The sequence below is a fragment of the Saccharicrinis aurantiacus genome (genome assembly GCF_947489045.1).
Taxonomy (GTDB): Bacteria; Bacteroidota; Bacteroidia; order Bacteroidales; family Marinilabiliaceae; genus Saccharicrinis; species Saccharicrinis aurantiacus.
The window spans coordinates 87,822-111,644 of the sequence record NZ_CANLCN010000018.1; the positions used below are offsets into that span (position 1 = coordinate 87,822).

19 protein-coding genes and 1 tRNA gene are annotated in these 23,823 nt (G+C 36.5%); 10 read left to right on the plus strand and 10 right to left on the minus strand.

All coding sequences use genetic code 11. From position 1 onward, the window contains the following. The first annotated feature begins 9 nt into the window (after positions 1-9). From QMO11_RS17665 to QMO11_RS17675, 3 genes are all read left to right on the plus strand, one after another. Positions 10-687: a DUF4136 domain-containing protein gene (locus QMO11_RS17665; protein WP_075602863.1), complete on the plus strand. Its 678-nt coding sequence runs from the start codon at positions 10-12 to the stop codon at positions 685-687. Between the two features lie 33 nt (positions 688-720). After that, entirely contained in the window at positions 721-1,317 is a 597-nt protein-coding gene (locus QMO11_RS17670) for a porin family protein (RefSeq protein ID WP_075602862.1), read from the plus strand. A 231-nt stretch (positions 1,318-1,548) separates the two neighbouring features. Continuing rightward, complete coding sequence (locus QMO11_RS17675; RefSeq protein ID WP_282038852.1) at positions 1,549-2,406, plus strand: AraC family transcriptional regulator; 858 nt, start codon at positions 1,549-1,551, stop codon at positions 2,404-2,406. Positions 2,407-2,417: 11 nt separating this feature from the next. Here the strand turns inward: QMO11_RS17675 and QMO11_RS17680 are convergent, their stop codons facing one another. After that, positions 2,418-4,049: a helix-turn-helix transcriptional regulator gene (locus QMO11_RS17680; RefSeq protein ID WP_282038854.1), complete on the minus strand. Its 1,632-nt coding sequence runs from the start codon at positions 4,047-4,049 to the stop codon at positions 2,418-2,420. Between the two features lie 194 nt (positions 4,050-4,243). Between QMO11_RS17680 and QMO11_RS17685 the strand changes: the two genes are divergently transcribed. From QMO11_RS17685 to QMO11_RS17695, 3 genes are all read left to right on the plus strand, one after another. Next, entirely contained in the window at positions 4,244-5,905 is a 1,662-nt protein-coding gene (locus QMO11_RS17685) for a sulfatase (RefSeq protein ID WP_282038856.1), read from the plus strand. A 6-nt stretch (positions 5,906-5,911) separates the two neighbouring features. Further along, the gene (locus QMO11_RS17690; protein WP_282038858.1) at positions 5,912-7,840 is read left to right on the plus strand and encodes an FAD-dependent oxidoreductase; all 1,929 of its coding nucleotides are present in this window, start codon (positions 5,912-5,914) and stop codon (positions 7,838-7,840) included. Between the two features lie 300 nt (positions 7,841-8,140). Beyond that, positions 8,141-10,150 carry a glycoside hydrolase family 127 protein gene (locus QMO11_RS17695; RefSeq protein WP_282038860.1) on the plus strand — a complete coding sequence of 670 codons (2,010 nt, stop codon included), beginning with the start codon at positions 8,141-8,143 and terminating at the stop codon, positions 10,148-10,150. A 753-nt stretch (positions 10,151-10,903) separates the two neighbouring features. On the opposite strand, the gene QMO11_RS17700 is transcribed toward QMO11_RS17695, so the two are convergent. The 7 genes from QMO11_RS17700 to QMO11_RS17730 form a co-directional block, all read right to left on the minus strand. Next, positions 10,904-11,677, minus strand: coding sequence for a hypothetical protein (locus QMO11_RS17700; protein WP_282038862.1), 774 nt, complete (start codon positions 11,675-11,677; stop codon positions 10,904-10,906). Positions 11,678-11,688: 11 nt separating this feature from the next. Then, positions 11,689-12,408, minus strand: a complete 720-nt coding sequence (locus QMO11_RS17705; protein WP_282038864.1) for a hypothetical protein — start codon at positions 12,406-12,408, stop codon at positions 11,689-11,691. 11 nt (positions 12,409-12,419) lie between these two features. Next, positions 12,420-13,661 carry a carbohydrate porin gene (locus QMO11_RS17710; protein WP_282038866.1) on the minus strand — a complete coding sequence of 414 codons (1,242 nt, stop codon included), beginning with the start codon at positions 13,659-13,661 and terminating at the stop codon, positions 12,420-12,422. A gap of 33 nt (positions 13,662-13,694) precedes the next feature. Further along, positions 13,695-14,885, minus strand: coding sequence for a dipeptidase (locus QMO11_RS17715; protein ID WP_282038868.1), 1,191 nt, complete (start codon positions 14,883-14,885; stop codon positions 13,695-13,697). A 21-nt stretch (positions 14,886-14,906) separates the two neighbouring features. Continuing rightward, positions 14,907-18,110: a WD40/YVTN/BNR-like repeat-containing protein gene (locus tag QMO11_RS17720; RefSeq protein WP_282038869.1), complete on the minus strand. Its 3,204-nt coding sequence runs from the start codon at positions 18,108-18,110 to the stop codon at positions 14,907-14,909. Between the two features lie 375 nt (positions 18,111-18,485). Then, positions 18,486-18,914, minus strand: coding sequence for a hypothetical protein (locus QMO11_RS17725; protein ID WP_139314998.1), 429 nt, complete (start codon positions 18,912-18,914; stop codon positions 18,486-18,488). Between the two features lie 134 nt (positions 18,915-19,048). Then, positions 19,049-19,321: a DUF493 family protein gene (locus QMO11_RS17730; protein WP_075604115.1), complete on the minus strand. Its 273-nt coding sequence runs from the start codon at positions 19,319-19,321 to the stop codon at positions 19,049-19,051. Between the two features lie 151 nt (positions 19,322-19,472). On the opposite strand from QMO11_RS17730, the gene QMO11_RS17735 reads away from it, so the two are divergent. From QMO11_RS17735 to QMO11_RS17745, 3 genes are all read left to right on the plus strand, one after another. Then, positions 19,473-20,123: a response regulator transcription factor gene (locus QMO11_RS17735; protein WP_282038873.1), complete on the plus strand. Its 651-nt coding sequence runs from the start codon at positions 19,473-19,475 to the stop codon at positions 20,121-20,123. 104 nt (positions 20,124-20,227) lie between these two features. Beyond that, positions 20,228-20,914, plus strand: a complete 687-nt coding sequence (locus QMO11_RS17740) for an energy transducer TonB (protein ID WP_282038876.1) — start codon at positions 20,228-20,230, stop codon at positions 20,912-20,914. 240 nt (positions 20,915-21,154) lie between these two features. Beyond that, the gene (locus tag QMO11_RS17745) at positions 21,155-21,592 is read left to right on the plus strand and encodes an energy transducer TonB (RefSeq protein ID WP_282038878.1); all 438 of its coding nucleotides are present in this window, start codon (positions 21,155-21,157) and stop codon (positions 21,590-21,592) included. Between the two features lie 67 nt (positions 21,593-21,659). Here QMO11_RS17745 and QMO11_RS17750 read toward each other — a convergent pair whose 3' ends face one another. Beyond that, positions 21,660-22,850 (minus strand): FprA family A-type flavoprotein, encoded by a 1,191-nt coding sequence (locus tag QMO11_RS17750; protein ID WP_282038880.1) that lies wholly within the window; start codon positions 22,848-22,850, stop codon positions 21,660-21,662. A gap of 80 nt (positions 22,851-22,930) precedes the next feature. After that, on the minus strand, positions 22,931-23,383 hold the full coding sequence (locus tag QMO11_RS17755) for an SPOR domain-containing protein (RefSeq protein ID WP_282038882.1): 453 nt from the start codon (positions 23,381-23,383) through the stop codon (positions 22,931-22,933). A gap of 366 nt (positions 23,384-23,749) precedes the next feature. On the opposite strand from QMO11_RS17755, the gene QMO11_RS17760 reads away from it, so the two are divergent. Continuing rightward, a tRNA-Arg gene (locus QMO11_RS17760) sits at positions 23,750-23,823 on the plus strand.

Genomic DNA, 23,823 nt, shown 5'->3' on the forward strand with positions numbered 1-23,823 from the left:
ATTTAAAAAATGAACAAATTAATTCGATTACAATTAGTTGCGTTATGCATAGCATTTCTAGCTAGCTGTTCGCATAAAGGAGCCGAATATGTTGATGAATTAGATGTCACCATTAGTAGGTATGATCCTGAGTTTGATTTCACAGCTGCCCATAAATACATCATGTCTGATACAATCATTCATATCGCTGATGGCGAAGAGGTTGATGATGTTGATAGAGAATGGGATGCTGAGATTTTAGCTTCTATAAATAAGCACCTTGCCGACCAAGGTTATGAGAGAGAAGAGTTTGACCCAGCTACTCAGTTGCCAGAAGATTTAGAATCTTCATTTATGGTAATGGTTTCTGCCATATCTAATAAGAATTACGGTTATTATTGGTGGGGTTACCCAGGTTGGGGCTATTATCCAGGTTGGGGTTATCCAGGCTGGGGTTATCCAGGTTACCCAGGTTATCCAGGTTGGGGCTATCCTGTTTCGTACAGTTATAAAGTAGGTACATTGTTAGTTGAGTTTGCTGATATTAAAAATCCAATAGAAAACCCGATAGAAGGAGGAGAAAACGAGATTGTTTATCCAGTTATTTATATGGGTGCCATAAATGGTTTATTGCAAGGTTCTGATGCATATATTGATGCACGTATTCAAACGGGCTTAGATGATATGTTTAATCAAGCGCCTTATTAATCTTATAGAATAACTATATTAAAACAATTTGCAATGAAAAAAATATTATATACAATGCTTTTTGTATTTGCTTTAGGAATACAATTAGAAGCGCAAGAAAAATATAGTATCGTAGGATATTCAATGGGATTTGGAACAGGCGATACAAACGAATTTATTGACCAATCAAGCTTTAGTGGCTTTCAATTAGAATTCGGACAATACGTTCTTGAAGATAAATTTAGTGTTGGAATTCAATCGGGCTTTCAAAGTTTTTATAAGGAGTTACCCAAAACAACTTATCCGCTTGAGAATGGTGCGGTAACTGGTAAGCAATACAGGTATCTATCGGCAGTGCCAATTTTGGCTAATGGAATGTTTTATCCTTTCGGGCAAGAAACAAAAGTGATACCTCATGTTGGTTTAGGAGTTGGTACCTATTATATCGATAAGCAGCTCGACATGGGCTTAACCAGTCTTTATACTACTACTTGGCATTTCGGATTAGCACCTCAGTTGGGCGCTAGTTTTCCAATCAATTATAAAACAAGCATCAACTTGAATGCACAGTATAATATGGCTGTTAAAACAAGTGATAATCCTGCAGAAAACTGGTTGTCAGTTTCAGTTGGGTTTAGGTTTATTTACTAAGATTTTTAAATTATATTAGTTTGAGGGCATTCTTTACAGGATGCCCTTTTTCATTTATAAACCGTTGTCTTATTTTTGTAAAATTTATCTTTACGTACAAATGATGTATAGGAATGTACGCATCAACACATCCGCAAAGCTCAAGTCTGTTAATTTTGTAGTGAATTATTAATTAGTACTTCTGAGGGAATACAGTTAGCGTGTGTAAGAAGTAGCGAAAAATTTGATGGGATGAAGTTGATATTGAAAAATTCAGAGAGTGCAGCAAATAGACGCTTAAACATTACAAAAAAGGAAATTCCGTGTTTAGATTCTTCATGGCATTATCATGCCCAGTATGAGCTTCTGTATATATCGCAGAGTAATGGAATTAGATTTGTGGGTGATAATGTTTCTCAATTTTTTCCTGGCGATTTAGTTCTTGTGGGGCCTTATTTACCACACCTGTGGCGAAATGATGTTTCTTTTTATAAAGAAGACAATACGAATAAGGTAAAAACAATCATCTTAAAATTCACCAAAGATTTTATAGGCGAGGGAACTTTTAATAATCCCGAATTTACAGAAATCAATCACATGTTAGAGCAGTCTAAGTACGGCTTGTATTTTGGTAAATCAATGAGCCAAAAAGTACACTCTGATTTGGTAAGTATTCTCGATTTGTCGCCTGCGGCACAATCTATAAAGCTATTGGATATATTGTGTAAGTTGTCATTAACTGAGGATGTAAAAGTACTTTCATCATCGGATATGCGACAGTATACAACCGAGAGTTCTCAGCGAATTGATGATGTGATAAAGTATGTTTCTGATAACTATGCCGGTAATATTTCGCTAAATGATGTGGCTGAAATTGCTTGTATGACCACGAACTCCTTTTGTAGATTCTTTAAAAAAATAACCAATAAATCGTTTACGCAGTTCTTAAACGAAGTTAGAGTTAGAAATGCATCTCGTTTATTGGCTCAGGAGGAGTTACCCATTTCAGAAGTTTGTGATGTGGTAGGCTACAAGTCAATTACTAATTTTAATCGACAGTTTAAACAAATAATGGGCACCACACCAAAGGCATACAGATTAGCCATATAGTAGCGCAAATATTATAAGCTATTGATATACGAAGATAGTCGTACCTCTTTATCAATATCGAGTTTTTTTCTCAAGCGATGGCATGCTACATTTACACTTCCGTGAGAAATACCTAGTAAGTATGCCATTTCTTTACCACTAAAATTCAATTTTAGGAGTGCGCAAAGTTTTAAGTCATTCGGACTAAGGTTCGGTGCTTTGAGTTTTAACTTTTCATAGAAGGATTCATTCTGCTCAACAAATCGGCTGTTAAAAGCATCCCATAAATTACCCGATTGTTTTTCAATACTTTTCAGGAGCACTTTGGTTTGAGGAGTATTTACATTTTCTTTTAGCTCATTGCTGAGTCTTTTTATAATTTCTTCCTTTTCAACCAATTGTAAGATAGAGGTGGTGAGCTCCTTGTTTTTGTGCTCCAACTCATCTTGCGATTGTTTATGTTTTTTCTCGTTGAGTTGTTTCTCCTTTTGGTATCTGTGGTATCTCTTTTTAGAAAGGATTACTAGGTATGCCACAATAATAAGAGCTATAAACACAATAAAAATAATTTGAAGCACCAACATGCGTTGTTTGCTCATGGCTAGTTCAAGCTGCTGAACGTGCAGTTCATTATTTTTTAGGCGTAATTCTTCAGTGTATCTATTTTTTAATGAGATAAAGCCCTGTGTGCTTTTACTTCTAGGATTTAAATAATTATCCAATATTTTTCTTGAACGCTCTGAGTTCAAATACGACTCCTTATAATCTCCATTTTTGTACAATGACCATGCATACCTGCGGTAGATGTATTCCTTATAGAAAGTATATTCGCCAAACACATCTTTTTGAGCAAGTGCTTTTTTAAAATAGATTTGAGCGTTATTAAAGTCTTTCACGTTACTATGGTAAATGGCCATGCCAGCATAAAGAACCGTTAAAAAGTCGTTGTTCTTGTAGGCGGCATGCGAGTCTTTTTCTAATTGCTCCAGTTCATCAATGGCCTTTGATAGTAATTTGCCTGAAGCCGCGAAGTTCTTTTCCCAATTATAAATGCTCGATTTCTTTTCCTTTAAAAAAGTGCTGTATATAGGAGCAATATCCGCTGTATCTGCAATAGCAGAGCAAGTATCAATATAGGCTTGTGTGTTATCTTTATCTCTAATATTCTGATAATATAATAAGAGGTTGTAGTACGAGCGATGTAAAATATCAATAGTTATCTCATTGTTTAAATAGCAATTTAAGTACGCTTGATGTGCTTTTTTAAACAAATCGCCGGTTTGTTTATCTTGCTTAAAAAGATAGCAAAGTATGCCATACTCTTCATTGGCTTTAGCTATTAAAAGGTCATTGTTGGTTTCCTCAGCTAAAAATAAAGCTTCGCCAGCATAGTCAAATGCTTTCCCATATTTTAAATTAGTTCTTGAAATATTACTCAATAATATTTGAAGTTGAACAATGGCAATACTATCATTATCTCTAATAGATTCTTCTAATTGTGAACTTAATTCTGTCATTAATTCCTCCGAAGAGATATTGTTATGCTTAATTAAGGGGTCTTCTAAAAAATGATTGAATTGCTGGCCATGTAATAAGCCTAACGAGAGTGTGTATAATGTTAAAATGAGTACAGTGTATTTGTTCTTAAGTTTTATCATTAACATCTTCAGTAGTTTAAAGCCTTTGTGTTCCCGGTAGTAAATGGAGTGTGTTAACTAATAATATCAAAAATATATCTGTATGTTAACTCCATGTAAGGGCAAATATGATATAAAAAACCTTCGTTTGCAATAATTTTGAGGTATTCAATTATTAAACAACTAACGAACAGAAAAGTATTCTGTTAAAAATATTACCTATGAATAAAATTATTAATGCTGTCGTAATTGCATGCATGGTTATTTCATTTTCATCATGTAATGGTAAAAACAAAACTGAAGAGAAAAGGAAGCCTAATATCTTATTTCTTGCAGTTGATGATTTACGACCAGAATTGGGATGTTACGGATCTCCAATTGCTGTTTCACCCAATTTAGATAAGTTAGCCGGTGATGGTTTATTATTCAATAGAGCCTATTGCCAGCAATCCATTTGTGGTCCTTCAAGATGCAGTTTAATGTCGGGCGGTAGACCCGAGGCCATTGGAGTAACACATAACTATACCTTATTACGCGAAGGTAGTCCTGATATAATAACCTTACCGCAGCATTTTAAGGAAAATGGCTACGAAACCGTTTATTGCGGAAAAGTATTTCATGGTAAAGATGCCTTAGATACACTAGCCTGGACACGTAAAGCAGCCAAAAATGCACCTGAAATGAAAGGTTTAAAGAAGCCAGTTGGTTTTGCTCTGGAAGAAAATATGAAAAGTAGGGCTGAGGATAGAAAAGCCATGTTTGCTAAATACGGTGAACAAGCAAAATACGGTCTTGCGATGGGGCCTGCCTACGAATGTGCTGATGTTCCGGATGTAACTTACGAGGATGGTTATAATACCACATTGGCCATTGCTACCTTAAAAGACATGCTAAAGAAGAATCCTGACAAACCTTTTTTTCTGGGTTTAGGTATGAAGAAACCGCATTTAAATTGGGTTGCTCCTAAAAAGTATTGGGATATGTATAATGAGGATGAAATTCCAATGGCCGAGAATACTGAGGCACCAGAAAATGGATCACCAATGGGCTTACATCCATCATTCGAATTAAGGGTTCGTTCAAATATACCTAAATATGGCGATTTAGATCCTAAATTAGAACGTAAACTAAAGCATGCTTATTTGGCTTGTGTAAGTTATATCGATGCTCAATTGGGTAGAATGATTGATGCTTTAGATGAGGCAGGTGTTAAAGACAATACTATTATTGTGCTTTGGGGCGATCACGGATGGCACCTTGGTGATATGGGTATTTGGGGTAAAGCAACCACATACGAAGTAGCGGCACGAGTTCCAATGATGATTTGGACACCTGATATGTTAAAGAAAAATAGAGGAGAAATAACGGATGCTTTGGTTGAGTTAGTAGATATATATCCAACGCTTTGTGATTTAGCAGGACTAGAAAAACCATCGCACTTAGATGGAAAAAGCTTTGCTCCTTTATTGGAAGAGCCACACAAAAAGTGGAAGAAAGCCGCATTTACACAATTTCCAAACCCTGCTTTACGCGAATGGGGTGCCTATCCTTTACGCCCAGGAATGCGCGAAACCTATTTCTTACCATTGATTGAAGATGTTGAAGAAAAAATTAGAGCTGAGTTTAAAGAAGAGTGGGATAGAGCAACCTTCGAAAATGATGTAATGGGCTATGGTATGCGTACCGATAGATACAGACTGATAGTGTGGAAAGACAGGAAAGTTCCGAACGAAAAGCCACTGTTTGTTGAGTTGTACGATCATAAATTAGATCCGAATGAAACCAAAAATATTGCACCAGAGCAAGAAGAATTAACCAATGAGTTATTAGAACTTTTTGAGAAAGAATCGAGAGCTGTGCGCGCACAGGTTCCACTAAATTAGCTTACTATGAAGAGAAGAGATTTTTTTAGAAAAGGAGTTGTGGGTGCCGTAGGGGCATCCATGGTGCCTAGTATTGCAAAAGCTGATACGAAAGCAGACGACCTTGGAACAAGAGATAAAGATAAGTGGACAAACCTGGGCACAGGTAAAGTTGGTATCCCTAATCGTAAACGAAGCATTAAATGCGATGTGGCAGTTATGGGAGGTGGTTTAGCAGGGATTTGTGCTGCGGTATCTGCAGCCCGCAATGGATCTAAGGTTACCTTGGTGCAAGATCGTCCGGTATTGGGTGGCAATGCATCTAGTGAAATGCGGGTTCATGTGAATGGGGTTAATCATTTGAAACCAGATAATAAGGCTGAGCGAGAAACAGGTATTATTGAGGAAATATTATTACACAATCGTTTCTTAAATAAGCAAGAGTCCTTTCCAATGTTCGACCATGTGATGTACGATTTTGTAACTCGCGAACCAAACATTGAGTTATTATTAAATACGCAGGCTGTTGAGCCTATTATGAGTGGAAACACCATAAAGGCAGCACGTTGTTGGCAATTAACTACGGAAACTGAGATTACGGTAAACGCCCAAATGTTTATCGATTGTTCTGGCGATGGTTTACTTGCTGCAGCAGCAGGGGCCGAATACAGAACTGGGCGCGAAGGTCGTAATGAGTTTAACGAAAAGTATGCCCCAGAAAAACCAGATGGTTGGCAAATGGGAGCTACCTTATTATTGTCGGCCAAGGATATGGGTAAACCAACACCTTACGAGGCGCCACATTTTGCCATTAAATACAAGGCTGAGGAATCCCATCCTAAGCGGAAATTTGCTGGCTTTAAAGATGGAATTTGGTGGATTGAAATTGGTAGTGATAATGATATTATAGCCGATCAGGAAATCAATCGCCATAAGCTAATGGGGTATTTACATGGCGTATGGGATTACATTAAAAACTCCGGAAATTTCCCTGAGGCAGACAATTTAGCTTTAGATTGGTTGGGGTCTTTACCAAGTAAAAGAGAGTCGCGCCGATTTATTGGCGATTATATTTTATCGGAAAAAGACTTAACCGAGCACCGCCACTTTTCCGATGCTGTAGCCTTTGGCGGTTGGTCATTAGACGAGCACTGTTGGGCAGGTATCGAAAATTTACAAGATCCGCCAAGTTATTTCCATTATCACTTTAAAAAGGTGTACGAAATACCTTATCGTAGTTTGTATTCTAAAAACATTACCAACCTTTTATTTGCAGGGCGTAATATTAGTCAAACACATATTGCTTTATCCTCGTCAAGAGTAATGTCTACTTGTTCGCTTATGGGGCAAGCAGCAGGTACAGCAGCTAACTTATGTGTGCAAAAAGGAGTAAATCCGCGCGATATCTCTCAGAAATATATCAATGAATTGCAAGAGAACCTGATGCGCGATGATGCTTTTATACCCAATAGGCCATCGAAAGATTCTAAAGATTTAGCTAAAAAAGCCTCTCAAATATTTGCATCAAGCACCAAGTCGGGCGATGCGAATTTGGTAATTGATGGTATGTCTCGCGATTTTAATGGTAAAGTGCACCATTGGCAATCATCTGGTTTACCAGCACACTTGCAAATGGAGTGGAAGAAACCGGTTAAAATTTCTAAGGTAGAGGTAAAGTGCGACACCAACTTGCAGCGCAATATAATGATGCGTAAAGATTCAAAGGTGAGTCATAACTTTTGGAACGATGTGCCCCGTGAGCTATTGAAAACAATTTCAGTAGAGGCGCGTGTAAAGGGTAAATGGGTAAAGGTTGGAGCAACAGATAATAATAGAACAAGACTAATCAAGTTCAGTTTTGATTCAGTCGAAACCACAGCTATTCGTTTGGTTTTACAAGAGACTTATGGAGTGCCAGATCCTAAGCTCTATGAAGTTAGAGCCTACGAAAGTTGATTTTGTATTAGATTATAGCGGTGTCAGAAATGTCTGACACCGTTATGTGAATTGTGAAAAATGAAAAAGAAGTTGTTTAAGGTTGTAGGGGAATTTCGAGAGCGACAATTTGATTATCAGTGGCAAAGCTCAATTTTTTATTGCATAGCCGTAGCTACGGAATAAAAATTAGCTGAAGCCAATGAAACGAGAGTTCTATGAGACAAAATAAAATACATATTTTTAACCTCATAAAATCAAGGTGTTACTCGCAGATTTTCGATACAACTTTAAACAACTTCATAAACTAAAAACAGTATAATGAGAAAGATTGTAACGCTAATTTTGTGTTTAATTGTTGGTAACCATGCATTTGCCCAAGAGAAAGGAATTATCGACAACAGTAAAAGTCCGAATGTAAAGTTTAAAAGCATAAACTTTGGCGATTGCCAGTGGACAGAGGGGTTTTGGGCCGATAAATGGAAAGTATGTGAAGAAACTATGGTGCCTTATATGGGCGAAGTGCTTTGTGGCGATGTGGGTCATGCCCTAAATAACTTTAAAATTGTTGCCGGCATGAAGGAAGGTGAGCATGGAGGACACAATTGGCACGATGGCGACTTTTATAAATACATGGAAGCATGCATGTATATTTACGCTCAAAATAAAGATAAAGAGATACTAAAAAGCCTTGATGAGTACATCTCAATTATTGGAAAGGCGCAACATGAAGATGGTTATTTACAGACTTCAGTTGATATAAAGGGACAAAAACGTTTTGGTAATCGTCAATATCACGAGATGTATAATTCAGGTCACTTAATGACAAGTGCTTGTATTCACTATCGTATAACGGGGCAAACTAACTTTATGGATATTGCCAAAAAGAACGCAGATTTCTTATATGATACTTTTATGCCAAAACCAAAGGAGTTAGCACGTTTCGGTTTTAACCAAACACAAATTATGGGATTGGTTGAAATGTATCGTACTCTGGGCGATAAAAAATACTTAGATCTAGCAGAATTGTTCATCAACATGCGAGGTACACAAAAAGTAGAGCCTTCAAAAGTTGCTAGTTATAAGCATCTGGGCGATATGGTTCAAGAGCGCAAGCCTATCCGCAAAGAGAACGAAGCAGTAGGGCATGCAGTATTGGCCTTGTACTTTTATGCAGGTGCGGCCGATGTGGTTGCTGAAACAGGCGAAAAGGAGTTAAAAGATGCTTTAGATCGTTTGTGGTCTAACGTGGTGAATCAAAAAATGTATGTAACCGGTGCATGCGGTCAAACACACCATGGTGTTTCGTCAAGAGTTGATATGGTTCACGAGGCATTTATCAACGATTATATGATGCCTAACCTAACGGCTTATAACGAAACCTGTGCCAATATCTGTAACTCAATGTTCAGTTACCGTATGTTGGGTCTCGATGGCGATGCCAAGTATTCTGATGTTATGGAGTTGGTATTATACAACTCAGCATTGTCAGGCATTAATATCCAAGGCAACAAATATTTCTACGCCAATCCACTTCGCTCATTAGAGTCGCGTAAAATGGCAAAAACCCATATCGTACAACATCGCAAGCCTTACTTAGAGTGTTTTTGTTGCCCTCCAAACCTAGTACGTACTATTGCCAAAGTATCAGGTTGGGCCTATAGTTTAACCAATAATGGGGTAGCAGTAAACCTTTACGGCGGAAATAAATTAAACACTCAAATGTTAGATGGCTCAAAACTATCGCTTACTCAAGTAACAAAATACCCATGGGAGGGTAAAGTAGATATAACCCTTGAGAAGTGTAAAAAAGATGCCTTCGAAGTGCAAGTGCGTATTCCTGAGTGGGCAAAAGGTTCAAAATTATTGGTAAACGGAACCGATGCCGTAGTTGCAGCAACACCAGGTACCTATGCTAAAATAGACCGCAAATGGAAAAAAGGCGATGTTATTACCATCGATATGCCAATGGATGTAAAGTATCTTGAAGGGCACGAGCGTATTGAAGAAGTGCGTAACCAGGTAGCCGTAAAAAGAGGGCCGGTAGTATATTGCGCTGAGTCGACTGATTTACCTAGCAATGCTAAAATCTTAGATTTATACCTTCCATCAAGCACCAAAATGGATGCCACATACAAACCCGATTTCTTAGGTGGAGTAACAACCGTTGAAGGTAATTTCAAAATCCGTCAGGATAAAAACCAAGAAATGTATAACGAAATGCAAAAGCCAACATGGGAAACTGCAAAAGTGCAGTTAATACCTTATTTTGCATGGAGTAATCGCGGAAAATCAGAAATGTCGGTTTGGATTCCAGTAATGTGGGAATAATACCAACTACATGATACACTCAAAACGGCTGATACAACCCTGTATCGGCCGTTTTTTTATCCCTGTTCCATCCTGCAAATAATCAATCACCAATTCTTTTCAGACCTATTCAATTGGGGCTTCCCCTGCGGGTCGGGCCATCCGCTATATCTTTGCTTCGCCAAAAAGGGCTCACAAAGGATGCCGCTTCTGTCCCTAAGCCAACTGGGTTCGCAGGCAATATAGCAGCCGCATTTTTTCTTTAAACAACTTCTTTAACAAAAATGCAAATCCCATTGCTGTAAAACCATTTTTAGGCAAAAAAATGCCATCCCCTAAACCGATATGTTCCACCATGCATTAAAAAGTATCAATCCGCAAAAAGGATTCTGTATCTGCCATCATAATGTCCCCTCCCGAAAAAATAAAAGGTTCATCATCGCCTAAAAAGTACCATACACAAAATGTAGATGGAGCATCTGCGTTTGTAAAGTACCCTCTCCAAAAAATAAATGCATCATCGGGGCTAAAAAAGTGCCATCCCCAAAGTGTTGATGCTCTATCGTGGATAAAAAAACACCATCTTGAAAAAAAAGAAGCCCTTTTAATCCCAAAAAAGTACCATCCCGAAAAAAGGATACAACTTAATAAGCTCCAGTTGTACCCTTACGCAAATGTAGATGCCCCTTCAGAATGAAAAGCATGGCCTCACCAAATAGTTGATGCCATTTCACGGGCGTGGATGAGAAATAAAGAAGTAGAAGATTGCACTCCCTACTTGTATTGGAACTCAACCAGAGAGAAACTGGCTATTTTTAGTTCTCCATCTATTCTTTTACCAGTTAATGATACCATGGTATTAGTGGTGTATTTACGATTATCATTCTCATACAAACTCATTTTAAGTTTATATAAAGCATTAAAAAAGCTATTTTCCTTGGTTTCAATATCAAGTATATTAATGTTGTCAATTACATACCTGCTCTTTTTTTCTTTGCTTAAATCCTTTAAATGTTTCTTATAATCCTCGTGATTATACTCTGCAATATGACCCAAATTATCGGTATCTATTTTTACGTGTTTAATAGAGAATTGAGGTAAGAAATATTGTAAAACAGCCCCTTCTTGTTGCTCGCTTCTAAGTTGGTTAATGGCAGTATGTAAATTGGTAATTAAGTTTTTTATTTCCTGATTCTGAACTTGCTTTTGCTGCTTCTTTTCAATTAGCATGCTTAAGCTTTTATCTTTACTTCGAATCACTTCTGTTAACGAATCAGTAATTAGAGTTTCTGCGGCATAATCCTTTTCCAATGCAATACGTTTTTTACGCTCATTTAGGTAGTTGGCTTTTAACGATTTCTCATCTAATTTAGAATCTTCTATGGAGTCTTTTAGTAATGCCATCTCCTTATTGAGTAGTTCTGTTTCATACTGCGCTGTATTTATCGAGTCTTGATTTACTGCTGGTGTTTTAGTACTCTTTTCTGAAGGAGCATTGCAGCTTACAAAAATCATAGTGATACCGATGAAAAATAAAAATAGCTTCATAAGGAGTGTTTTTAAAAGTTTATATACTTAGCTGGTATATATTTATAATCTTTATTTACTCTAAATATTATCGAAATCATTGGTGTAAATGAATAAGCCCATCCATTGGGTTTTATATTCCCAGCACCAAATAGGGGAGCAAAAGCAATGGTATGAATCTCATCAAAAATATAAGTAAAGGTTGGCCCGCCCCTTATAAACTCAATACCAGTAAAGTTTTCCGACCAACGATAGAATGGCCCAACCAAACCGCCAATTAAAAGTTTTTTACTGTAAATGTAATTGTATGAGAAAACGATCCGAATACCATGCCTTACGTTGTTTTTGTTATCAAAATCAAGTTGATACTTTGTTTGTGTAACAAATTGAGAGTTAAAGCCATTTTCTCCCGATCCTAAATATTGCTTATTAACAGCACCTAGTCCTAACCTAAAGTCTAATCTATCAGACTGAACACTGGCCCTAAAGTCGGGTACTACCTCCCAATTTTTATTAGGCGTATAAGTAAATACACCCTCATAAAACCATTGATCTAAGTTTTGCATGTTATTATCAACACGCCACTGAAGTTCGTGCGAATGCCTATAATCTTTATCACCGCCAAATACTATTTTGTTACCTAGTATAAGCCAATTGTCCCACCTATCTATTTCATTTTGGCTATACGTTGAGGCACAGGCAAGCATAAATAAGCTTAATGCTATAGTTTTTGTAAGCGATGCTCTTTTCATATATAATTGAATTATAAGGTCAATCGAGCTCTGATTCCTCCTAAAAACATTGTATCTTCTTCAGAATTTAAGGCCGGATTTATTATAAACTGTACATCTGGCGTAAGCGCAAACTTTGTTGAAATCTGAAAGCGGAAAAAAGCTTCCATTGATATTTGATTGTCTAATCCAGTACCCCATGTTGATTCATTCACTTCGCCCCAACCAATGGCTCCTGCAAGTAAATGACCTCCATCAGCAAAGTAGTGGCCTAAACCTGTGGTAATTGATTTCTGAAGTATAGAGCCGCCATCCTCGGCATAACCCCCTCTTAAAAAAGGCATCAATTTATCATTCACAAACCAAGTGCCCGAGAAATTTAAACCCCATCCATCGGGCGAAGCCTGAAAATTGCTGCCATCGCTATGCCAATACATCACATGTATATTATCGAAGTAATGACGATCTCTGCCATTCACCCAACCAAGCTCTATACTTTTAAAATATTGATTTTCTGAAAAGAAAGTTTCAAAACTTTTAAATGGCTTTGTTGGGTCTGAGTTGGTGTCATTAATACCTGCAATCAGATAAATATTTTCGGTAAGGTAAGCAGCAAGTGCAATGCCTAAGTTTACATCATTCGGAACAAACATGGTTTGAGAACCAGTGCTAAATTGGAAATTAGAGAAATGCATCCAAGGACTTGCTAAACCATACACATCAATATAATCTGTAGCATCTAATAAGCCAACAGCCATCGATATTTTACCATTAGCAAAACGCTGACGCCAATAAAAGTTGGTCATTCTAAAGCCATCATCACTAAATGGAGGCAAAACCATACCCACGTAACCTGATTGAAAACCAAAATTCTTAAGTGAAGTATTGGTGTATTTATGCCTATGCTCCAATTTAAATATAAATGCCCCTGTGTTGTTTTTGCCTTTACCAATTAAGTCCCAGCTACCATATAAACGCACCATACCACTTCCTGCAGCATTGTGGCCAATACTATGGTTTGTACCAAAGTATGCAGCGCTATAGTCAAGCCCATAATTGATTCCGGTCTTTTCGTATAATTCCGTTTTTAATCCGAAATAGCCTTGCATCCATCCTAATTCAAAAAAGGGTTGTTTCGGCTTCTGGTCTTCTTCTAATGTGCGCTCAACATTATCCGGTCCTACAAAGCTGTTGCTTTTTTTTCCTTCTTGCTCTTGTGCATTAAGAGTCAATGTGGCAAATAAAATACAGATTATATATATGTTGTTTTTCATAGACCTAGTTTATTTATCAATAAATTTCGCTCTTTAATGTTTATTTACCGAGGCATTTTCCGGACTGCTCCCTTCCCATACTTGGCGGTAAACACGCATTTTGTTACCACCGTATATTTTCTTGATGTCCTCATCGCTGTATCCTCTTTTCCAAAGCTCATCGGTAATGGCTGGTAGTATTTTAGCAAGTTCGCCACAACCTGTAGCTCCTTTATTGAATGCATTTACCATGTATCCATCATCATCATACATGTTCGGGTTTTTCGCCACAAAGTCCATTGTTGGTTCAGTAGTAAACATATCGTCAGAAGCTATTCCCACATGGTCAATGCCCACTAATTTCACATAGTAGTCAATCATATCAGCACATTGTTGAGGCGTAATGTCATCGGGCCAGATTCCATCCATCATCCATTCTGTAAATGTAGGAGATACAAACCCACCAGACTTGGCAGCTCTAATAGCCTCTTCATCGCTTATATTTCGGTAACAACCTCTGTGTGTAGCTTCGGGTTCGTCTTTGTATAGGCCTATAGGCAACGAGTGAGTATAAACATAAGGTACACCAGGGTGATTTTTATCCATATGATCCATAATACCTTTAGTCATTATTGGGCCCATATGGCTTAAATCTACTAGAATACCATATTTTACCATTTCATCAACTACCTTCAAGCCCCAAGTAGTTACACCTGTTGTGTTACCATTAAATTCGGCCAAACTTCCAGACCCTGTCCTGAACAAATCATTATACGATAAAATCATGCTGGCAATACCTAGCTCCTTTAGGAGTGCAACTTTCCGTATATCCCCATCAAGGATGGATGCCGTTTGCGTATTCCATATTACAGCAGTGGTATTACCACGTTTATGAGCTGCCTCTATATCTCGCACACTACGCACGAAAATATATTTCTCAGGGGTTTGCGCCATGGTAGATCGCCATTTGTACAACTCATCTAAGTAGTTTTGCCATGTGTAACTAGCTGCTGCAATTGTCATATCATGGCCTGTAATTCCTGCTTCTCTAGAACGATCTAAATAATCATGTAAATGTTTATCTTCTGTCCATCCAGCACCATAAGGGCTGGCAAAAAAGCCAATTACAATTGTTTCTTCTACAAACTTCTTGGCTTTCTTTGAGGCGTCCCATGTTTTGCTTTCTTCGCTTCCATACATATTAAGCGAAATACAAATGAGAATAATAGGGAAAAGTGTTTTCATAGTATTGTTTCTTAGTAGTTATTATTTTACAAGCTTGTTAAACTTTATTAGTTCAGTATCAATTGCAGTTTTATAATTCAAATCTGCAGCTTTAGCTTCATCAAGTAAAACTTTATATTCCGTTTTCATTGAGTTTGAAACAGGTCCTTCTGAGTGGTCTAATATGCCGCTCATAAACGAAAGTTTAAATAGTATAGTTGCCGGTAGGTTAATTACTTCAGCCAAAGTTCGCCCAGTTGAAACATAGCTGCCTTCGTAAGAATTCACCGTTTTGGCAATTACATCGTATTGTTTCTGAGCCTTTTTAATTGCACTAGGGGAAGCACCAGAAGCCTCTAAAACTTCAAGTTTAGATTTTGCATCATCACGAACCTTCAAGGCATCCATTACATTTTTAGTCATTTGTGATGCTGAGTTATACATGTTCATCCAAAATTCAAACTTCGCATCGGCCTGAGCCTGCGTATATTTTTCTTTTGGACTCATATGGATTTTAAACTTCTGTGTTTCACTATAACCATCTACCGTTAATTTAACCTGATATTCTCCCGGTGCTACTATGGGAATGATTGCAGTAGCAGGGCGTTTCGGAACTCGTGGTAACATGTTAATACGCATATCCCAAACAAATTTATTTAAACCACTGTTGAAGTCGTCTCCTTTACTGAAATTAAGCATCATGTGCTTCTTGCCGTAGTTGCGAATTACCTTATTATCACTGTTCATTATTTCTATTGAAATATCTTTAGGTTCACTCTCAAGCTTGAAATAGAAAGTTGGTCCAAGAGGTTTCGGATCTCCAGCATCTATAAATTTGCGTTTGCGTTCGCCATTAACTTGCTTAAAACTTTCTTCGTAATAAGTTAAACCAGGACGCATATTCTGCACAAAATAATTCTTTTTCATAGCAGGGTCACCACCTGGTACATAATCTAACCACCAGTTATAACCAAAGCGCGTATGATCTTGGATAGGGTAGAGGTGTGTCGGTTTTGAGGCAGCTTCAGTTCCTAACTCACGAAGAGGTGTAATATCGTCCATTATCCAAAAACCACGTCCGTTTGTAGCTATCACTATGTCATGGTCCTTTATCTTAATATCAACCACAGGAACGGCAGGTAAGTTGGCTTTTAGTTTATCCCAACTTTTACCATCGTTTAGTGAATAATAAGCTCCTGTTTCAGTACCCACAAAAAGAAGATCTTTACGCACTTTATCCACCCTGATGGTACGTGTAATTTCTTCCTGAGGGAAATTGGCAGATAAATTGATCCAAGTTTTACCGTAGTCGGTAGTTTTAAAAATGTAAGGCTTATAATCATTGTAGGTGTTAAAGTTTGAGAAAACAACATATGCTGTGGCAGCATCATAAGGCGAAGGTTCAATTTCGTATACCTGCGAGTATTTGGGTAATGCTTTATCCTTAATAGAAATATCTTCCCAGCTAGCACCTCCATCTTTTGTAATAGATATTTTTCCATCATCGGAACCAACCCAAATTACACCCTGTTTTACTGGCGACTCATCAAGACGCTTAATGGTGCTATAAATCTCCTGACCAAAGTATTCAGATAGCCAAGGTGTACCAGTTATTTTTTGGCGATCCTTTAAATCATTTGTTAAATCCGGACTAATAACCTCCCATGTTAATCCTTCGTCGGTACTTTTAAAAACCACATTACCTCCTAAGTACAAGGTTTTATTATCATGAGGAGATAAAAAATAGGCTAAATCCCAGTTAAAACGGTATTTTAGATCATAAGCATTTAAGCCAAACAAAGGAACAGGCCACACTGAACGCACTTCGTTTTGTCCGGTTGCGATATTATTAACCGTGAAAGGAGCACCGCTTCCCATAGGGGCTCCACCCGAAATATTGTAAACAATGTTTAAGTCGTTCGGATTAGGTATAACGCTACTGGTCTCACCATTGCCAATAATAGTAGTTTCATATCCCGAAATCCCTCCCCAACGTGAAGCACTTGGTACTTTATACGCCAAAACATCTTGTCCGCTGCCGTATACATTATAAGGAAAATCATTATCTACATTAACGCGGTAAAATTGTGAGTTTTTCTGTGTATGTTGGCTACTCCATGTATTACCACCAGTCATACTAATTTGGCAACCACCATCATTTGTGCCAATCATTCTATTTGGGTCTTTGGGGCAAATCCAAATATCATGAAAGTCGTCTTTAATGCCCGGGTCGAGCACCCAAGTTTTTCCTCCATCTTTGCTCATAAACATTCTGTTGTTTGGGGACCAAAGCTCGTTGGCATCATGTGGGCTTGCAAAAATGTGGCTGTAATAAAATGGGCGCCCTATAATTTGGAAGTTATCTGACACAAAACTCCAATTATCTCCTAAATCATCAGATACATATAAACCAGGTTTAGTTTCTGAATCAATTAGTGCGTATACTTTTGTAGCATTTGCTGCCGACATGGTTATACCCGTTCTACCACGCCCTTTTTCAGGTAAACCATTGTTATAAGTTATTTCAGTCCAATTATCACCACCATCCGTCGATTTGTAAATTCCCGACTCAGGACCACCTGTTTTTGGTCCCCATGCTTTGCGCTCAAACTCCCACATTACAGCAAATAGTACATCAGGGTTTGATGGATTAAGAACCAAATCAATTACACCTGCTTTATCGCTTTTAAAGAGTACTTGATCCCAAGTTTTACCGCCATCTTTAGTGCGATATACACCACGATTAGTCCCAGGACCAAAAGCATCGCCAAAGGCTCCAACGTAAACAATATCAGGGTTAGTTGGATGCACTCTAACTTGAGATATGTGTCTAACCTTATCTAAACCAATATGCGACCAGTTATCACCACCATCAGTAGATTTATATATACCGTCGCCCCAACTTACATTATTACGCATTTGGGGTTCTCCTAGTCCCACGTAAGCAATGTTTGGGTTCGACTCCGAAAACTCCATCGCCCCAATGCTTCCGTAGTTAAAATCATCATCACCCACAGCTTCCCAATAGGTACCTGCATCTTCCGTTTTCCATAAGCCATTGCTTGCACCATGAAAAAAAGTATTTGGTTTTGTAGGGTGCCCAATCACTACGGAACCTCTATTTCCGATGATAGGTCCAATAAACCGCCAAGTGAGGGCATCAAACTGAGTGGGTCTTTCTTGGGCAAATCCTAAAGTGTTAAGTGTTAGAAATGCTATTAGAGTTATTAAGCAAAGTTTTTTCATAGCAATTAATTTAAAATTTAGATCTTATATTTTTAGTGTATTATATAGACAAAATGTAATGCTAAGTTGTTGATATGGGATTAGATAAATTGCTGCTTCAATATTTAATTAACAGTAACCTATTTATTATGTTCAAATTAAGGAAAGTGCTCATAAGAGTCAACAAAAAGGGGAAGTAATTGTGGTAGTATCCTAAATAAGTAATGAGAACTTGATAATAAATGTGTGGAGCTATTAAGTTAGGATGGTTTCTGGTTAATTGCAATTAGAGAATAGTAATCTTTGCAATAGGGGAGTAGACTTCAATATAAAAACAATCCCTCAATAGGACTATTGAGGGATTATTTATGTGCAATTTGGGGTGTAATAAAAGTTTTAGATCACTGAAACTTCTTGATTCAGATGTTCTGAGCAAAATGCATCAACAGAGTTTATGTATTTTACCACTTCAATAAGTTCATCATCTTTTGGTGCTGTTAGTGGTACAACATCAAGGGAGCAAAATGCTTGAAAACGATTAATAATTCTTGCCCCAACAATAAGTTCGGTTGCCAATGGATATAATTCTTTACCCTCTTTTAGCATGCCCGATAAACTTGTAGATGCCGGAATATAGTTATAGCTCAATAGCATGCCTAGCGTTATTCGTTCGCCCGCTAAAACCGCTAAATTATAGATAAACTCATTATCAAATACTCCTTTTTTATTAATGAGTTTATTACAAGTTTTTAAATAGCTTTTACCTTCATCAAAATAGAATTTCCAATCCTTTTCTTGATCTTGCCAAAACTTTGTTTCTTTCATAACCATTCATTTATAAGATTATTGTAATGATTAATGCTCGCCAGAGAATGTAAAGGTATGGTAATTTCAATGTAAAAAACCCCTAATTGTGTTAAAATAGAGGTTTTAAGTGTTAAATGATGTCGATTTGATAGTTATAAGCTGATGATACCTTCAATTTTTGTAATGCGCTCCATTACATCAACAATACTTTGAGCATTAGGCATTTTAACCTTACAACTAACCGATACGTATTTTAAGTTCTTCGTATGTTTATGCGATATTTCTCCACCTTTAGGTAGTAAAGATTCCACTTGTTTTACTTTGCCATCTTCATTGGGAGCAATAAATTTAAACATGTATAATAAGGGCCATATTTTGTTTTCTTCCAACTTTGCCTTTAGTTGGTCATAATCTTTGTTTGCCATAATTACTTTTTTTGCAAAAATAAGGGATTTATCTGAGTTGGTAATATAATAGCTATTCATTTTTGATGGTAGATGGAATTAATAAAAGACTTGACTATCCTTTATTTGTGTAATACCTTTGCGGTCTACTACGCGTATTACAAATGATACAATGGATATATTAAACGATCAAAGCAATGAATTCTTATTTAAAGTTCTGAACTCCCTACCTGCCATGGTTCAAATACTGGAAGTTGATAATTTAAATCGCACTCTTCCCATTTGGATTACAGATAATTATGCTCAGGTTACGGGTTTAGATTTAAAAGATAGATTGAAGCTTGGTTTTGCTCATCCAGAAGATATCTATAGTATAAAAGATTCGGAAGATGTAATTGCGGCAACAAAGAAATTGTTGATTCAGCATAATACCGAAGTTGGGGTAATTTGTAGGGTAAACCTTTATTCAGCTTGTAATTGGATGTACATTAGGTTGAAGAGGATAGCTTTACAAGAAGATATGATACATATTATTTGTATCGCTTTCAGAGTAGATGAGCAGTTTTTAATCAATAACACTAAGCTAGATGAATGTATATCAGAATTAAAAAGAGATCAGAATAGTATTGATGGTTCATTATTAACAAAGTCTGAGCTAATAGTACTTAAGTTATTGGTTCAAAGTTTATCTACAAAAGAAATAGCAATGGCTTTAAACCGAAGCTTTAATACAGTTAATAACCATAAACGATCTATCTTTAAGAAACTTAAGGTGCATAAAACTTCAGAGTTAATCATGTTTGCTAAAGAGTATGGGATTTAATTGTGTAAAAATGACATAAACATGCTATTGCCACTAGTACCGAGTTGCCATAAATTTGTAATAAAGATTTAAGAGTCTTTTATTACTAATTAATCAACAGAGTTATGAAAAGGGCAATTTTATTATTAGTAGTTTGTATGGGTGTCTCACTTTTTACCATAGCGCAGGAAGATAAATCACCCAAAGTTGAACCAGTTTTTCTAGGATCATTGGAGGAGGCATTTGAATTTGGAGAAGTGTTAGAGCCTTTAACCTTTCGAGAGTATATTCTTGAGAATTTAGAATACCCTGAGGATATGAAGAATTTCTTTGTTGAGGGAGTAGCCATAGTTGAATTTAAGGTTACAGAAATGGGAACTGTTGAAAATGTTGAGATTGTTAATAGTTTATCAGAAGCATGTGATTTAGCTATTATTGAAGCGGTTAATAAAACAAATGGTATGTGGCAGCCTGCTATAGCAGGTGGTGTATCAATAGAAAATACATCAGAATTATCTATTGTTTTTGATTTACAAGAGGTTGAAAGTAAATCATATGCTATTAAGAAATATGCAAAAGGTGTTGAGAGATATAATAATGGTGATTTAAAAGGTGCGGAGCGGTTATTTGCTCAAGCAATGCGAATTATGCCAAATCATCCAGGACTAGTATACATGAAAGGTTGTGTGAATTATGAAAATGGAGAATATCAAATGGCATTAAAAGATTTTAGAAGAGTAAAAAGGTTGAATTGTTCTTTGGCTGATCATTACATACCAGAGTTGCAGGCAATGAGAAGAGCAAATAGATAGTGTATCGTTAAATAGGATAATGCGATTGATTTAAGTAAAGGGTAGGGGTAGCAAGTATTGTACTTGTTACCCTTTTTTATCTAGTTTCAATAATTAGTGAATTCGTAGAGGAATTTGTGTTTTTCATCAATTTATGAAGTAATGCATCATTAAAAGTTATAATTTAATACCTAATAGCGCTTTTAACTTAGTCAGTCTTTGCTAGTAGAAGCTAAATAATTCACCTTAAACTTATTTTTTATGACAAAACACCTAATTCTCTCTTTGTTTATTGGTTCTTGTATGCAGTTAGTTTTTGCTCAAGGGCCAGTTGAAAAAAAAACTTGTTCATCTATTTTTCTTGGAAGTTTAGAACTTGCTATTGAAAATACAGATGTATTAAATCCATTATCTTTTCAAGATTATATTTTAAAAGAAGTAGCAAAAACCCATAAGCTTAGCTTCTCAGATTTTAGTCAAAAATCACTCTTCACCTTTGAAGTAAACAAGCAGGGTATGGTTAGTAAAGTAAAAGTTGTAAAAGGGGTTTCATCAGAATTAGATACCGCTTTTATCAATGCTATAGAAGCAACTTCGGAAATGTGGGAGCCAGCATTAAAAAAGGGCAAAACTGTGAATTCAATTATACAGCTGCCTATATTAGTCTCTAAGGAACAGTTTTCTGCTTTATTTGAATAGCTATTTTTATTGCATAAAAAATCCCCGTTTGAGCTAATGTCAAACGGGGATTTTTTTTTATCTAGAATTAAGCTTTTAACTTTTCGGCCATAGCCTTACCAAGTTCTCTACAAGCTTCATATTTATCAGCCTTTAAAGCATGCTTTTCTTCAACTGCTTCAGCAACAACCTCCCATTTTAAAGTTTCGGCAACTACATTTAGTTTTTTTGCAGCAGCTCCTGCCCAAGTAAACGAACCCAGAACACCGTAATAATGGTTGCTAATGCCCATGTGTTGTAACTTAAGTGCTAGTGACTCCATGTTTGGATGGAGCTCGTTGCTATAAGTAGGGCTACCTAAAATAAGCCCTTTATATTTAAAAATATCTGATATTATATACGATGGATGTGTTTTGCTAACATCGTATACTTTGATGTTTTTAATACCTTCTTCGGCGATGGCTCTTGCAGTTACTTCTGCCATTTCCTCTGTATTTCCATACATTGAGGCATAGGCAATAACTACGCCCTCTTCTCCTTCGTACTTACTCCATTGGTCGTACATTTTTATCATTCGCTCTATATTCTCGCGATAGATAGGACCATGTGAGGGAGCAATCATCTTGATATCTAAACCACCTAACTTTTGTAAAGCTTTTTGTACAGGGTTACCATATTTACCTACTATATTAGAGTAGTAACGACGCATCTCATCAATATATGAATCAAAGTCTAATTCATCATCAAAAATCCCACCGTCTAAAGTACCAAAACTACCAAAGGCATCGGATGAAAAAAGAATTTGATTATTTTCTTCAAAGCAAACCATCGACTCTGGCCAATGTACCATTGGTATTTGATAGAACGAAAGTTTATTATTTCCTAGTTCAATTGAATCACCCTCTTTTACAAGCTTGCAGTTCTCAGTTATACCATAATATCCCTCAATCATAGGGATTGTTTTTTTATTACCAATTATTTCCATTTCTGGATATAGCTCAGTAAGAATTCGTATAGCGCCAGAGTGGTCTGGTTCCATATGGTTAACCACAAGATAATCTACATTTCTTCCATTCAAAATTGCTCTAACTTTGGCCAACCATTTTTCAAATTGTCCTGCTTCAACAGTATCAATTATGGCTACCTTTTCATCGGCAATTACATACGAATTATATGAAACCCCTTTATCTAAAGGCCACATATTCTCAAAAAGACTAGTTTTTCGGTCGTTTACACCAACATAGTATATATCGGTTGATAAATTAACTGGTTTGTACATTTTATATGATGTTATCTATTTTATTTAGGTAATATGATGCCAAAAATAAAGTTTTAGTTTTAAATATTACTATGCTTACTTTATTGTTTTGCTTTTAAAAGCCATGTATCACTATACTTTTCGTATTGATGACGAATATTGGCAATCTTGTTTCGTGCACTAGTTTCTTCATTGTATGCAGAAACAGAAACACGATATAAACCTTCTGTATTTTCAAGAATTACCGGAGTAAAACCTTGTTGGGTTAAATCGGTTTTGTAATTTCTAGCATTTTCTAAAACCTTAAAAGAACCAATAATCACATAATACTTAAAGGATTCTGTATTTTTTTCTTCAATAACTTTAACCTTTTCCTCTTTAACTATAATTGGTTTGGCATCCGATTTGGGTTCTGATTCTTTTACAATGGGTTCTTCTTCAAGATAGGGTGATTCGCTATCATCAAAGCTAGAGGAACCTGTTTTTTGTAACGACTTGCAAGAGGTAAATGATAGTGTGCCAACTGCAAGTATGCCTATTATCCACTTATTCATAATAATTATTTAAGTATAAAAGTTATTTATTCGAGATTTAAAATTCTTTCAAAAGTAGGACATTCTTTTTATCACTCCAACAAAAAATAGTGACTAAGGTACTATAATGTTATAGTTTAACTCAATTTTGTGCTCAACTACAGATATCCTAGAAATTATAACGTGTTTATCATTTTTAGTTTATGGTTTGGGGTGTAAAATTAATAAAAATACATAATCGCTTATGTCAAATATATGATATACAATATTGTATCAAATGTGCTTAAAAAAACATCTATTTTTTATTGTTGATTATTTGTTTTAACGAATAATAATTGTTTATCTTTGCAGCGCTTTAAAAGAAAGGCAAACATCAAAAATAATGATGGTCCCGTAGCTCAGCTGGATAGAGCATCTCCCTTCTAAGGAGAGGGTCTTAGGTTCGAATCCTAACGGGATCA

What these genes read in the sequence shown, in the direction of transcription:
- QMO11_RS17665 (WP_075602863.1), top strand. Translation starts at nt 10, where the DNA reads ATGAACAAATTAATTCGATTACAATTAGTTGCGTTATGCATAGCATTT.
- QMO11_RS17670 (WP_075602862.1), top strand. Translation starts at nt 721, where the DNA reads ATGAAAAAAATATTATATACAATGCTTTTTGTATTTGCTTTAGGAATA.
- QMO11_RS17675 (WP_282038852.1), top strand. Translation starts at nt 1,549, where the DNA reads ATGAAGTTGATATTGAAAAATTCAGAGAGTGCAGCAAATAGACGCTTA.
- QMO11_RS17680 (WP_282038854.1), bottom strand. Translation starts at nt 4,049, where the DNA reads ATGTTAATGATAAAACTTAAGAACAAATACACTGTACTCATTTTAACA.
- QMO11_RS17685 (WP_282038856.1), top strand. Translation starts at nt 4,244, where the DNA reads ATGAATAAAATTATTAATGCTGTCGTAATTGCATGCATGGTTATTTCA.
- QMO11_RS17690 (WP_282038858.1), top strand. Translation starts at nt 5,912, where the DNA reads ATGAAGAGAAGAGATTTTTTTAGAAAAGGAGTTGTGGGTGCCGTAGGG.
- QMO11_RS17695 (WP_282038860.1), top strand. Translation starts at nt 8,141, where the DNA reads ATGAGAAAGATTGTAACGCTAATTTTGTGTTTAATTGTTGGTAACCAT.
- QMO11_RS17700 (WP_282038862.1), bottom strand. Translation starts at nt 11,677, where the DNA reads ATGAAGCTATTTTTATTTTTCATCGGTATCACTATGATTTTTGTAAGC.
- QMO11_RS17705 (WP_282038864.1), bottom strand. Translation starts at nt 12,408, where the DNA reads ATGAAAAGAGCATCGCTTACAAAAACTATAGCATTAAGCTTATTTATG.
- QMO11_RS17710 (WP_282038866.1), bottom strand. Translation starts at nt 13,661, where the DNA reads ATGAAAAACAACATATATATAATCTGTATTTTATTTGCCACATTGACT.
- QMO11_RS17715 (WP_282038868.1), bottom strand. Translation starts at nt 14,885, where the DNA reads ATGAAAACACTTTTCCCTATTATTCTCATTTGTATTTCGCTTAATATG.
- QMO11_RS17720 (WP_282038869.1), bottom strand. Translation starts at nt 18,110, where the DNA reads ATGAAAAAACTTTGCTTAATAACTCTAATAGCATTTCTAACACTTAAC.
- QMO11_RS17725 (WP_139314998.1), bottom strand. Translation starts at nt 18,914, where the DNA reads ATGAAAGAAACAAAGTTTTGGCAAGATCAAGAAAAGGATTGGAAATTC.
- QMO11_RS17730 (WP_075604115.1), bottom strand. Translation starts at nt 19,321, where the DNA reads ATGGCAAACAAAGATTATGACCAACTAAAGGCAAAGTTGGAAGAAAAC.
- QMO11_RS17735 (WP_282038873.1), top strand. Translation starts at nt 19,473, where the DNA reads ATGGATATATTAAACGATCAAAGCAATGAATTCTTATTTAAAGTTCTG.
- QMO11_RS17740 (WP_282038876.1), top strand. Translation starts at nt 20,228, where the DNA reads ATGAAAAGGGCAATTTTATTATTAGTAGTTTGTATGGGTGTCTCACTT.
- QMO11_RS17745 (WP_282038878.1), top strand. Translation starts at nt 21,155, where the DNA reads ATGACAAAACACCTAATTCTCTCTTTGTTTATTGGTTCTTGTATGCAG.
- QMO11_RS17750 (WP_282038880.1), bottom strand. Translation starts at nt 22,850, where the DNA reads ATGTACAAACCAGTTAATTTATCAACCGATATATACTATGTTGGTGTA.
- QMO11_RS17755 (WP_282038882.1), bottom strand. Translation starts at nt 23,383, where the DNA reads ATGAATAAGTGGATAATAGGCATACTTGCAGTTGGCACACTATCATTT.